8 protein-coding genes are annotated in these 13,233 nt (G+C 60.4%); 2 read left to right on the forward strand and 6 right to left on the reverse strand.

All coding sequences use genetic code 11. From position 1 onward, the window contains the following. Genes AC19YQ_RS15115 through AC19YQ_RS15125 form a run of 3 tightly spaced genes read right to left on the reverse strand, consistent with a single transcriptional unit; the run spans window position 1 to window position 5,777 of the window. Window positions 1-1,416, reverse strand: a complete 1,416-nt coding sequence (locus AC19YQ_RS15115; RefSeq protein WP_500595430.1) for an efflux transporter outer membrane subunit — start codon at window positions 1,414-1,416, stop codon at window positions 1-3. Further along, complete coding sequence (locus AC19YQ_RS15120) at window positions 1,400-2,566, reverse strand: efflux RND transporter periplasmic adaptor subunit (protein ID WP_500595431.1); 1,167 nt, start codon at window positions 2,564-2,566, stop codon at window positions 1,400-1,402. The genes AC19YQ_RS15115 and AC19YQ_RS15120 overlap by 17 nt, the downstream gene beginning before the upstream one ends. Beyond that, the gene (locus AC19YQ_RS15125; RefSeq protein ID WP_500595432.1) at window positions 2,556-5,777 is read right to left on the reverse strand and encodes an efflux RND transporter permease subunit; all 3,222 of its coding nucleotides are present in this window, start codon (window positions 5,775-5,777) and stop codon (window positions 2,556-2,558) included. Before AC19YQ_RS15125 ends, AC19YQ_RS15120 begins: the two co-directional genes overlap by 11 nt. A 188-nt stretch (window positions 5,778-5,965) precedes the next feature. Between AC19YQ_RS15125 and AC19YQ_RS15130 the strand changes: the two genes are divergently transcribed. Then, window positions 5,966-6,376, forward strand: a complete 411-nt coding sequence (locus AC19YQ_RS15130; protein WP_326398200.1) for a PA0061/PA0062 family lipoprotein — start codon at window positions 5,966-5,968, stop codon at window positions 6,374-6,376. A 113-nt stretch (window positions 6,377-6,489) separates the two neighbouring features. Here AC19YQ_RS15130 and mapR read toward each other — a convergent pair whose 3' ends face one another. Then, the gene (gene mapR, locus AC19YQ_RS15135) at window positions 6,490-7,899 is read right to left on the reverse strand and encodes a GntR family transcriptional regulator MpaR (RefSeq protein WP_326398199.1); all 1,410 of its coding nucleotides are present in this window, start codon (window positions 7,897-7,899) and stop codon (window positions 6,490-6,492) included. A 148-nt stretch (window positions 7,900-8,047) separates the two neighbouring features. Beyond that, on the reverse strand, window positions 8,048-9,469 hold the full coding sequence (ccoG, locus tag AC19YQ_RS15140) for a cytochrome c oxidase accessory protein CcoG (RefSeq protein ID WP_500595433.1): 1,422 nt from the start codon (window positions 9,467-9,469) through the stop codon (window positions 8,048-8,050). Window positions 9,470-9,995: 526 nt separating this feature from the next. Here ccoG and glgB point away from each other — a divergent pair. After that, entirely contained in the window at window positions 9,996-12,221 is a 2,226-nt protein-coding gene (gene glgB / locus AC19YQ_RS15145; RefSeq protein WP_133078232.1) for a 1,4-alpha-glucan branching protein GlgB, read from the forward strand. Window positions 12,222-12,342: 121 nt separating this feature from the next. Here glgB and AC19YQ_RS15150 read toward each other — a convergent pair whose 3' ends face one another. Next, on the reverse strand, window positions 12,343-13,146 hold the full coding sequence (locus AC19YQ_RS15150; protein WP_133078233.1) for an endonuclease/exonuclease/phosphatase family protein: 804 nt from the start codon (window positions 13,144-13,146) through the stop codon (window positions 12,343-12,345). Window positions 13,147-13,233 lie beyond the last annotated feature (87 nt).

Raw genomic sequence — 13,233 nt, forward strand, 5'->3', positions numbered from 1 at the left:
TTAATGATCGTTCCAACCACCCCCCAACGCTGTCAACAATCCCACGCTGGCCTGCAACTGCCGGGTGCGAAGCGACTGCACCTGGCGCTGGGCTTGTAGCGCTGCCGTTTGTGCCGTCACCACATCCAGATAACTCACCGCCCCGGCCTCATAGCTGTTGGTGGCAATCACCTGGGTGTGTTCGGCGGCATTTGCTGCGGCTTGCTCGTCGAGGCTTTCCTGTTGCAAGTCGCGCAGTTGGGCCAGGTTGTCTTCGACTTCGCGTACCGCGTGCAGCACTTGCCCCCGGTAGTGGGCCGATGCTTCTTCAAATTCGGCCCTGGCCTGGCGCTCCTGGCCCTCGAGTCTGCCACCGTCAAAAACAGGCAGGCTGATCAGCGGCCCCAAGGCCCAGAAACGGTTACTGGCAGCCAGCAAATTGCCGCTGCCCTGGGTTTGCCCGCCCAGCAGGCCGGTCAAACTGAAGTCCGGATACCAGGCCGCTTTTGCCACGCCGATCGCCGCATTGGCGGCAAACACCCGGCGCTCCGCCGCGGCAATATCAGGGCGGCGTTGCAGCAGGGCACTGGGCAGGGTTCGCGGCTGATCAGGCAGGTTCAGCATCTGCTCTCTGGCCGCCAGCTGGAAGTTGCTGGCGGGTTCGCCCACCAGTTCACCAATAGCGTGTTCGGTCAGGTTGCGCTGGGCACGGATGTCGTCCAGTTGGGCCTCGGCTTCGGCCAACTGGCTCTGGGCGCGGGTAAGGTCCAGCTCGGAGGCTATTTGCCCCTGATATCGGGTACGGGTCAGTTGCAGGGCCTGGCTGTAATCATCCAGTGAGCTGGACAGGATGCGTCGCTGGGCGTCCAGTCCGTCAAGTTGAACATACAGGCTGGTCAGCTGACGCTGCAGGCTTAAACGGGCGACAGCCAGATCATCCGCCGATGCTTGTGCCTGGGCATCGCCCGCAGCCACCTGATTGCGGATTTTCCCCCACAGGTCGAGGTCGAAATTCAACGCGAATCCTGCGGTGTTGCTGTTATAGACCGACGGTTGGGTCGTGCCGCGCAAGGGACGGTTGTCCGATTGACGTTGGCGCAGCGGTTGCCCGCTGGCTGTTATTTGCGGGAAGAGTCCCCCGTGTAACTGGCTGGCATAAGCCTGCGCTGCATCGAAGTGGGCCAGCGCCTCTGCCAGGTCAGGGTTGGCCTTGAGCAACTGCTGTTGCAGGCTGTTCAGGCGCTCATCCTGATACACCCGCCACCACTGCGGTGACAGCTGGTCGGCAGGTTGGGCGCTGTGCCACGGGCCGTCACTGCTTTGCTCGCGGTAGTGCGCTGGCACGTCCAGCGTCGGGGTGTTGTAGGTGGGCGCCAGGGAGCAGCCCTGCAACGCCAGGGCCAGCAGCAGGGCCGCGCGCTTAAGCCTTGGTTGCATGGTCGGCTCCTGTTGCGGCCAGTTTGACCCTGTCGCCTTCGCGCAAAGCATCGGGGGGGTTGTCTATGACGGTATCGCCTGCTTCAAGGCCCTGATCGATCACCAGCCGCTCCCCCAGGTCGAGGCCGATATGGATGCTCTGCAAATGCACATGCTGCGCGCTGTCGAGCACGGCGACCTGGGTGCCCTGGGCGCGAAAGATCAGCGCACTGGCCGGGATGCTGACGCCGTGAGTGTCCGGCGGGATGGCCAGGGTGGCTTCGGCGTAGTCCCCGGGCATCAGGGCGTCGCCGGGGTTTTGCGCCACAAACTGCGCCATCAGGGTGCCCGAGCGCGGGTCAATCGAGGTCGAGTTGCCGATCAGGCGGGCGCTGAACATGTGCCCCGGATGCTCCGGCACGCTGAGCTGCACCTGCATGCCGGGGCGGATCACGCTGGCGTAGTTCTGTGGCACCGGCACATAGAGGCGCAGTTGGTGGGTGTCGGCGATGTCAAACAGCTCGGTGTCGCTGTCGGTATCGGCCTTGATCAACTGGCCAATGTCGGTGTGACGCGCGGTGATGGTTCCGGCGAAGGGCGCGCGTATGGTCTTGTAGGCTTCCAGCGTTGAAAGGCGTGCGTAATCGGCTTCTGCGGCTTGGGCATTGGCGTGGGCCGCGGCGGCGTTGGAGTGTTTTTCGTCGGCCTCCTGGCGCGACACCGAATGACTGGCCAGCAGGTTTTGCCAGCGTGTGTCAGTGGTGGCCGCGAGCCTGGCATTGGCTTGTTCCTGCACCATATGAGCGCGGGTTTGCGCCAGTTGCTGATCAAGATCGGGGCTGTCGATAACGGCCAGTATCTGACCCTCTTTGACCTTGCTGCCGATATCGGTTTGCCAGCTTTTCAGGTAGCCGTTGACCCGCGCATGAATGGGCGCCTTGCTCCAGGCTTCCAGGTGCGCGGGCAGGCGCAGGGTATCGCCGTGGGCGTTATGCATGGGCTGAAACACGCTGACAATCGGCAGGGCCGCCGCTTCGGTCCATTGGCTCACCGCGTGTTCATGGCGGCTGCGGGCTGCCAGACCATTGGCGACCAGCAGGGCGGCCAGTGTCAGGCCACCGATGCCCAGGTACATCAAGCGCTTGCGCGAGGGTTTTTGATCAGACGACATGGGGCGTTTCTCCAGCAGCAGGGCTATTTTTTTCACGGCCATGCACCAGGCTGAACACCACGGGCACGAACAGCAGGGTGGCAACGGTGGCCAGCATCAGACCGCCAATAACGGCGCGTCCAAGGGGGGCGTTCTGTTCTTCTGACAAGGCCAGCGGGAGCATGCCGATCATCATCGCCAGTGCGGTCATGCACACCGGTCTGAAGCGCGTGTAACCCGCTTCGAGCGCCGCCTTGAGGGCGTCGCCATGTTCGGCCAGGCGTTCACGGCAAAAACTCACCACCAGAATCGAGTTGGCCGTGGCCACACCCATGCACAAGATGGCCCCGGTCAAGGCGGGCACCGATAACGAGGTGCCACTGAGAAAGAGCATCCACACAATCCCGGCCAGGGCGGCGGGCAGGGCGGTGATGATCACGAACGGATCGACCCACGACTGGAAGTTGACCACGATCAGCAGGTAGATCAGCACCACCGCACCCAGCAAGCCCAGGCTCAGGCCACTGAAGGCTTCATGCAGGGCGTCGATCTGCCCGTGCAGGCTGACAATTGCGCCTTTGGGCCGCAGGTCGGACGCGCCATCTATCACCTTTTGCACATCGGCTGCCACCGCGCCCAGATCGCGGCCCTGAATGTTGGCGTACAGGTCCAGCGTCGGCTGGATGTTGTAGTGGGTGACCACGGCCGGGCTCTCGACCCGGCTGATGGTCGCCAGCCCGCCGAGGATTTGAGACTGGCCGTTGCTGCCCGTCACCGGCAAGGCTTCAAGGGCGGGAAGGCTGTCCAGGCGATATTGCGGCGTGGCGGCAACCACGCCGTAAGACACGCCGTTCTGCGGGTTGAGCCAGAAGGTCGGCGCTACCTGGGAACTGCCCGCCAGGGAGGCCACCATACTGTTGGTCACATCACGCTCGGTAATCCCCAGGCCATTGGCCCTCTGGCGATCCACATTGACTTGCAGCGACGGGTAGCCCACCGATTGCTGAATCCGCAGGTCCGCAATCCCCGGCACATGCTGCAAGCGCCGTTGCAGTTCCAGTGCATAGGCGCGGTTGGCCGCGTCATCACGCCCGGAAATTTTCACGTCCAGAGGAGCAGGGGCACCGAAGTTGAGAATCTGGGTGCTGATGTCCGCAGGCATAAACGCAAACTGGCTGCCGGGGAAGCGCTCGGGCAGGGCTTCACGCAAGCGTTTCACGTACTCGGCGGTGGGGCTGTGATCTGCCTTCAGGGCGACTTGAATATCGCCGTCCTGTGGGCCGATAGTACCGCTGCTGCTGTAGGCCATATCGATGCCACTCAACGGAATCCCGATATTGTCGATGATGGTGTCCAGTTGATCGGCGGGGATGATTTCCCGTATGCACGATTCGATGCGATCGAAGTCGGCGGCGCTTTCTTCAATCCTGGTCCCCAGCGGCAAGCGCACGTGCAGGGCCAGGGCTCCGGCATCGGTGGCCGGGAAAAAGTCCTGGCCCAGGCTCGGCAGCAGCGCAAACGAGACCAGCACGCAGGCCATGAACCCCGCCAGAAAGCGTTTGCGATGGGCCAGTGCCAGCTCCAACACCCCGTAGTAGGCGTCACGAACGGCCGAAAAACGGCGCTCGAACCCGAGCTGTAAATTCAGCAGCGCGCGCACGGGCGCCGAGTGTTGGCGGGTGTGTTGATCGCCTTCGTGATGGTTGATGTAGCCGTCTTCCGGGTGATGCCCGGCACCTTGCTCCGGCACATGTGGCTTGAGCAGAAACATTGCCAGGGTGGGTACCAGGGTTCGCGACAGAATGAACGAGCTGCCCATGGCGAAAATCACCGACAAGGCCATGGGGCGGAACAGGTATCCGGCAATGCCCTGCAACATGAACATCGGCACAAACACGATGCAGATACACAGCAACGACACGAAGGCCGGGCCGACAATCTGTTTGGCACCGTCGAGAATCGCATCACGCACCGACTTGCCTTGCTCAAGGTGCCAGTTGATGTTTTCGATGGTCACGGTTGCATCGTCCACCAGAATCCCCACCGCCAACGCCAGCCCGCCCAGGGTCATGACGTTCAGGGTTTGGCCGCTGATGGCCAGCAGGGCAATGGCCGACAGCACGGCCAGCGGGATCGACACCGCAATGATCAGGGTGGAGCGCCAACTGCCCAGAAACAGCAAAATCATGGCGCTGGTCAGCAAGGCGGCAATGATCCCTTCCTGGGCCACGCTGCCCACCGATTGTTTGACGAACACCGAGGCGTCGCCCAGCAGTGAGGTCTTGAGGGAGGGCGGCAAGGTTTCATTGATACGCGGCAGCATCCCGCGAATGCCGTCGACGATGGACAGGGTAGAGATAGTGCCGTTCTTCAACGCCGGCATCAGCACGGCGCGATGACCGTCGACACGCACGATATTGGTTTGCGGCGGCGAGCCGTCACGCACATGGGCCACCTGGCCGATGGTGATCAGCGCGCCATTGACGGTCTTGATGGGCAAGTCATTGAGTTCGTCGATGGCCTTGGGGCTGTTGTTGAGCAGCACCGTGTATTCATAGGTGCCGAGCTTTGCCGTGCCCACGGGAATGATCTGGTTTTGCGCCGCCAGTGCCGTGCCCACGTCCTGTGCCGACAGGCCTTTGGCCGCCAGCGCTTGGGGGTCAAGGTCGAGGGTGATCTGACGCTGCTTGCCGCCCATGGGCGTCGGCATGGCCAGACCGGGCAGGGCGCTGAGTGGCAGGCGAATGTTGTTCTGCACCAGGTCGCGGATTCTGGCTTCCGAGAGTGTCGGGCTTGAGAACGCCAGTTGCAGGATCGGCACCGTGGAGGCGCTGTAATTGAGGATCAGCGGGGGAGTGATGCCCGGCGGCATCTGCTTGAGCACGGTTTGCGACACGGCGGTCACTTGCGCGTTGGCCGTACGGATATCGACGCCGGGTTGAAAGAAGATTTTAACGATGCCCATGCCGGGCAATGACTGGGACTCGATATGTTCGATGTCGTTGACGGTGGTACTCAGCGAACGCTCGTAGGTGTAAATCACCCGTCCTGCCATATCGGCCGGTGCCAGGCCGGTGTACTGCCACACCACGGCGACCACCGGAATGCCAATGTCAGGGAACACATCAGTGGGGGTGCGTACAGCCGCCAGCGGCCCGATGATGCAGATGAAAATCGCCAGCACGATAAACGTGTAGGGCTTGTGCAGTGCGGTCTTTACCAGCCCGAGCATGCCTGGACCTCCGGGGAGTGGAATTGCAAACCTCGGCAGTCTCACCGCCCACACCTAACGATCAGCTTTCAGCAACGTGAAGGATCCTTTAGGAATGGCCTGAAAATCCCTTCATTTTCATTCATTTGGCGCGGTGTACGGTGCGCTTCAAGCTTGAGGCCTACTCATTGTTTCGAGGCGTACCTGCGATGAACCTGAAACCGCTGTTGTTGATTCCATCTCTGAGCCTGGTGCTGTTGTTGTCAGCCTGCGCGGGGCCCATGCCCAAACAAGACCCGGGCGAAGCCTGGATCGGCCTGAAAGAAGAGGGCAACAGTGACCTGATGGCCGAGCGCGTAGACGGTAAAAACATCAACGATGGACGCTATTTTGAAGTCACCCCCGGCGCCCACCGCCTGGACGTGACGTTGTACGAAGGCGCCACGGGTGATGAGAATCAGGTGGATTGCCAGGGCAAGGTCAATTACACCGGGTTCAGGGCCGGTGAGCGTTACGAGCTGATCGAGTCGAGCCTTGGGCCTGAAGTCAGCGCACGGCTGGTGGACGGGCAGGGCAAGGAAGTGGCGCACACGGCTGATTTCACCTGCATGCCGGGGTAGGTGCCTCTATACCCTTGTGGGAGCGGGCTTGCTCGCGATGCAGGCAATGAGGTCTGTCTGATACGCCCTTGCGGACCTGTCGCGAGCAAGCCCGCTCCCACAAGGGCTGTTGTCTAGAACGAACGTACGATCTTGCCCAGAGTTTCCATGGCCTTTTCGCTGGCTTCATCCCACGGGCTGCCGTAGTTCAGGCGGATGCAGTTGCGAAAACGCTGGGTGGCCGAGAAGATCGGCCCCGGCGCGATGCTGATGCCCTGGGCAAGGGCCATCTGGAACAACTTGAGCGAGTCCATTTGCTCGGGCAGTTCCAGCCACAGAAAGTAGCCGCCCGAAGGCTGGCTGACACGGGTCTGGGCCGGGAAGTAACGGGCAATCGCCGCCAGCATCGCGCTCTGTTGTTCTTCCAGGGCATAGCGCAGTTTGCGCAAATGACGGTCGTAGCCGCCGTGCTGCAAGTAATCCGCAATGGCAGCCTGGGCGGGCATCGAGGCGCACAGCGAGGTCATCAGCTTTAGCCGTTCGATTTTCTGCGCGTATCGACCCGCAGCCACCCAGCCGATGCGGTAGCCCGGCGCCAGGCTTTTGGCAAACGAGCCGCAATGCATCACCAGGCCTTCTGTATCAAACGCTTTGGCCGGTTTGGGAGCGTGCTGGCCGTAATACAGTTCGGCGTATACATCGTCCTCAATCAACGGCACCTGATGGCTGCGCAGCAACTCGACCAGGGCCTGCTTCTTGGCCTCGGGCATGGTCGCGCCAATCGGGTTCTGGAAACTGGTCATGCACCACACGGCCTTGATCGGGTGGCGTTCAAGGGTGTGTGCCAGCACGCCGAGATCGATGCCATCACGCGGATGCACCGGAATCTCCACCGCCTTGAGTTTGAGCCGCTCAAGGACTTGCAGGCAGGCATAGAACGCCGGGGCTTCAATGGCCACCAGATCACCGGGCTCGGTGACGGCCTGCAGGCACAGGTTCAGAGCCTCCAGCGCACCATTGGTGATCAGCAGCTCTTCCATGGGCAGCATCAACCCGCCGACCATGTAGCGCAGGGCGATTTGCCGGCGCAGTTGCGGGTTGCCGGGTGACATGTCGGTCACCACCATGCGCGGGTCCATCTCGCGGCTGGCGGTGGCCATCGAACGGGCAAGCCGCTGCAGCGGAAACAGCATGGGGCTTGGGAAGGCCGAGCCGAAGGGCACGGTGTGCGGGTCTTTGATCGAGTCCAGTACCGAGAACACCAGGGCGCTGACATCCACCTGGGTGGATTCGGTGACATGGCTGCTGAACACCGGCTCGCAAAAAGGACTCGGTGCATGGGTGTTGACGAAGTAGCCAGAGCGCGGCTTGGCCCGAATCAGGCCGCGTCGCTCCAGCAGGTAATAGGCTTGAAACACGGTCGAAGGACTGACGCCATAGGTCTGGCTGGCATAGCGCACCGACGGCACGCGCTGACCGGGGCCGAGCACCCCTGAGCGGATCAGTTCGGCAATATCGTCGGCGAATTTTTCGTAGCGTTTCATGGGATAAGGCTCGGTCCGGCGTGAGTTTCAAACATCACAAATCTGTGGGAGCAGGCGTGGCGTGTGAAGCGGGCTTGCTCGCGATACAGGCGGCGCGGTGTCTCGGCGACAGCGCAGCGATCTTATCGCGAGCAAGCCCGCTCACACACTAACGATTAAGCGGTGCAACAAAACGGCTTTTGGCCACGCTGCGCACGTCTGGCTGATCGGTGTCGGTCACCACAAAATCGAGGGTCTGTGAACTGCTCTTCGGGCGATCGGCCAGCAAGGCAACAGACACCGGCACATCGACGATCTCACCCGGGGCCAGGCTCAGTTCGGTTTTACCCTGCAACTGGAAGTCCTCGCTGTTTTGCAACGACACTCGGTACTGCTGCGGCTCCTGAGTCTTGTTGATGATTTTAAGGCTGTAGATGTTCTCGATCTGGCCCTGGCTGTTCTCGCGGAACAGGCCTCGGTCCTTGATCACATCTAGGGATACCATCGTGCGCTGGTTCAGGGCCACCACCAGCGCCCCGATCATCACCACCAGCACCACGGCGTAGCCGATCAGGCGTGGGCGCGCCAGGTGGGTCTTGCCGCCTTGCAGTTCGTGCTCGGAGGTATAGCGCACCAGGCCCGGGGCATAGCCCATTTTCTCCATCACCGAGTCGCAGGCATCGATACAGGCTGCGCAACCGATGCATTCCATCTGCAAGCCATCGCGGATATCAATCCCTGTCGGGCACACCTGCACGCACATATAGCAGTCGATGCAATCGCCCAGGCCTTCTTGCTTGGGTGCAACCCCGCGTTTGCGCGGACCACGGTTTTCGCCACGGGCCACGTCATAGGAAATGGCCAGGGTGTCTTTATCGAACATGACGCTTTGGAAGCGGGCATACGGGCACATATGCATGCACACCGCTTCACGCAGCCAGCCGGCGCTGATGTACGTGGCACCAGTGAAAAACAGCATCCAGAACAGGCTGATGCCGGCGATTTCCAGGGTCAGCAGTTCAGTGGCCAACGGCCGGACCGGCGTGAAGTAACCGACAAATGTCAGCGCGGTCATTACGCTGATGGCCAGCCACAGCGTGTGCTTGGCGGTACGGCGCAGGATCTTGTTCAGGCGCCAGGGGGCTGCTTGCAGTTTTATGCGCTGGTTTCTGTCACCTTCAGTGATCTTTTCGCACCACATAAACAGCCAGGTCCAGCTGCTTTGCGGACAGGTGTAACCACACCACACCCGCCCGGCAAAGACCGTGATCGCAAACAGCCCGAAGGCGGCAATGATCAGCAATGCCGACAGCAGGATGAAGTCCTGCGGCCAGAACGTTGCGCCGAAAATATGAAACTTGCTCTCAGACAAATCCCACAGGACTGCCTGCCGGCCATCCCAGTTCAGCCAGACCGTGCCAAAGAACAGCAAAAACAAAAAGCCTGTCCCCACTATTCGCAGTGTGCGAAACAGGCCAGTGAAGCTGCGGGTGTGGATCATGTTGTCGCTGGACTTGTTTTTATTTTTTGTGGCTCTGGGTCTAGAAGCCTCAAATGACTCAAGTATCTGGACGGGAATTTGTTCGCTCATGGTCTTTCGCTCATCAGCCTCCATCAGGCATGAGCACTATGCCCAGCGAACTGTTTGCATAACAGACTCAGTTATTTGAATAAAAACCGGATCAGATGGTGTTTTGAGACGGCCTGCGACAATGTGCTGCACCCTGGCCAATACCCCGTTGTCATTGGCTTTGTGCGCCTGTAACCGACGTCTGTTGAATACAGTGTGATCAAGGTCAAGCAAATCACCGAATCACGGCAGCCAGCCTTATCCCGGTTGAAATGAGCATGTGTCTTGCATTGATAACGGCCGTGATGTCCCTGAGTCTTTTTAGACCCGGGCTGGCTCTTGCAGTGACCTTAAAGCAACACATTGCACTGTTAATGTGCGAAAAGAGTGCATCGGGCGTAAGCCCGTCACGGGTTATTTATGAATGGATACAGATTGTCTGACAACAGCTAGTCTTTGCTCTGTCTATGAGTTAGAGGACACAGCTCATGTCGATGGCTAAAACGCGTGCTGGGTCAGACGTAACCTTTACCGGATGGAGAACAGCATGATTTCGAGCAAACAAACGGGTAAAGGTAAAGACTCGTTGTCACCCGCAGACCCGGATGTTGAGGCGTTGGCACGGGCAGAGCACTCCGATCCGTTTTCGGTATTGGGTCCCCATGGGGATGGCGAGGGCGGGCAGTATATTCGGGCATTTCTGCCGGGCGCGGTGAGTGTGAATGTGCTTGCCCGCGATGACGGACAGCTGCTTGGCAGTCTTGAAGCTTCACAAGTGCCTGGCCTGTATACCGGGCATTTCGCACAAAGCCGGCCGTACCTGCTGCAGGTTGACTGGGGCGACGCTGTGCAAGTCAGCGAAGATCCCTACAGTTTTGGCCCGTTGCTGGGTGAGATGGATCTGTACCTGTTTGCCGAAGGCAATCATCGTGATCTGAGCAGTTGTTTCGGTGCGCAACTGATCCACGTTGAAGGCGTGCACGGCGTGCGTTTTGCGGTATGGGCCCCCAATGCGCGGCGGGTTTCGGTGGTCGGCGACTTCAATGGCTGGGACGGTCGTCGTCACCCCATGCGCCTGCGCCATCCGAGCGGAGTGTGGGAGCTGTTTGTTCCGCGCCTGCAAGCGGGTGAGGCGTATAAGTATGAAATTCTGGGCGAGCAGGGGATCTTGCCGCTCAAGGCCGATCCCGTGGCGCTGGCCACCCAGTTGCCGCCCGATACCGCCTCAAAGGTTGCCTCGCCCCTGAGCATCGACTGGCAAGACGATGACTGGATGCACGCGCGTGCCCAACTGCAGCGTCATGATGCGCCGCTGTCCATCTACGAATTGCACGTGGGCTCATGGCAGTGTGAGGTCGATGATATCGGCGAGGTCGCGCGTCAGTACACCTGGCCTGAGCTGGCGGAGCGCCTGATTCCCTATGTGCAGCAACTGGGCTTCACCCACATCGAACTGATGCCGATCATGGAGCACCCGTTTGGCGGCTCCTGGGGCTACCAGCCCCTGTCGCAGTTTGCACCCACCGCCCGTTACGGCTCGCCCGATGATTTTGCGGCGTTCGTCAATGCCTGCCATGTGGCCGGGATCGGGGTGATTCTGGACTGGGTGCCCGCACACTTTCCCAACGATACCCACGGCCTGGCGCAATTTGATGGCACCGCGCTGTACGAATACGCCAACCCCCTTGAAGGGTTTCATCAGGACTGGAACACCCTGATCTACAACCTGGGCCGCACCGAAGTGCACGGTTTTATGCTGGCGTCGGCCCTGCACTGGCTCAAGCACTTCCATATTGATGGCCTGCGGGTCGATGCCGTAGCGTCCATGCTGTACCGCGACTATTCGCGCAAATCAGGGGAGTGGGTGCCCAATCGTCACGGAGGCCGGGAAAACCTCGAGGCCATCGAGTTTTTGCGCCACCTCAACGATGTGGTTGCCCACGAGGTTCCGGGCGCCCTGGTGATTGCCGAAGAGTCCACGGCGTGGCCGGGGGTCAGTCAAAGCACCGACCAGGGTGGGCTGGGCTTTTCGTATAAATGGAACATGGGCTGGATGCATGATTCGCTGCATTACATTCAACAGGATCCGGTGTACCGCGCCCATCATCACAATGAGTTGAGCTTTGGCCTGGTGTACGCCTGGACCGAGCGTTTCATCCTGCCGATTTCCCATGATGAAGTGGTGCACGGCAAGCATTCGCTGATCGACAAAATGCCCGGTGATCGCTGGCAGAAATTCGCCAATCTACGGGCGTACCTGAGCTTCATGTGGGCCCATCCGGGCAAGAAGCTGCTGTTCATGGGCTGCGAGTTCGGGCAATGGCGCGAGTGGAATCACGATCAGCAACTGGACTGGTATTTGCTGCAATACCCCGAACACCGGGGTGTGCAGAAGCTGGTGAGCGACTTGAACCGCTTGTACCGCGAGCAACCTGCGCTCTATGAGCAGGACGACGTTGCGCAGGGGTTCCAATGGTTGATCGGTGATGATGCGGCCAACAGCGTTTACGCCTGGCTGCGCTGGAGCAAGGACGGTTCGCCCTTGCTGGTGGTGACCAACTTTACCCCGGTACCTCGCGCTGGCTACCGCATCGGCGTGCCGTTTGCCGGCACCTGGCAAGAGGTGATCAACAGCGATTCGGCCACCTATGCCGGTTCTGACTACGGCAATGGCGGCGGGGTAGTGACCGAAGACGTGCCCAGCCACGGGCAGAGCGTATCCCTGGCATTGAATCTGCCGCCGTTGGGGGTGTTGATACTGCGGCCGGTGTAAGCCTGCGGGAGCGGGCTTGCTCGCGATGGGATCGACGCGATTCAACCGGGAAATCGCGCCGCCTGCATCGTGAGCAAGCCCACTCCCACAGAAGCACCGCCAGCAACAGAGAGGCTCAGGCCTACAAATGCACCTCAACCGCCAGCGGCAAATGATCCGATAAATGCGTCCACGGCTTGTTGCCGAGGATCTTTGGGTCGTGGCTGGTGGCATTGCGCAAGTAGATGCGGTCCAGACGCAGCAGCGGCCAGCGCGCCGGGTAGGTTTTGGCCACCTGGCCATGATGGCGCTCGAACACTTCGTGCAGGTCGTCCCGTTGGCGCAGGGCCGCATTGCCTTGTTGCTTCCAGTCGTTGAAGTCCCCGGCAATGATGACCGGCTCATCAGGCGGCAGGGATTTGAGCAGTTGGTTAAGCAGTACGATCTGTAGCTGGCGATGGCTTTCCAACAGGCTCAAATGCACGCAAATGGCGTGCACATTGCTATGGCCCGGCACGTCCAGGACGCAATGCAGCAGGCCGCGCCGTTCAGGCCCGGTGATGGACACATCGAGATTGCGCGAGGCCTTGATCGGGTACTTGGACAGCAGGGCATTCCCGTGATGACCATCTGGATACACGGCGTTACGGCCGTAGGCGAAGTCGCTCCACATACTGTCGGCGAGAAACTCGTACTGCGAGGTGGCTGGCCAGTCTTCGTAGCGCGATGCGTGTTTGTCATGCTCGCCGAGCACTTCCTGCAGAAACACCAGGTCGGCGTCGGTACTGCGCACCGCTTCGCGCAGTTCAGGGAGGATGAAGCGACGGTTGAAGACGGTGAATCCCTTGTGCGTATTGACCGTCAGTACCTTGATTTGATGGACAGCAGGCGCTGTTGCCGTAGTGGCAGATAAAAGTGTATTGCCGACAACATCTTCAGCGGGCATGGTCACTCCTCTGTCAGTGGCAGTTCTGAGCGGCAAGCTCAAGGCTGTAGTCTGCCGCTTTTGATGGGGGTGGACTTGATGTTTATC

The sequence above is a fragment of the Pseudomonas sp. MF06569 genome (assembly GCF_059862735.1).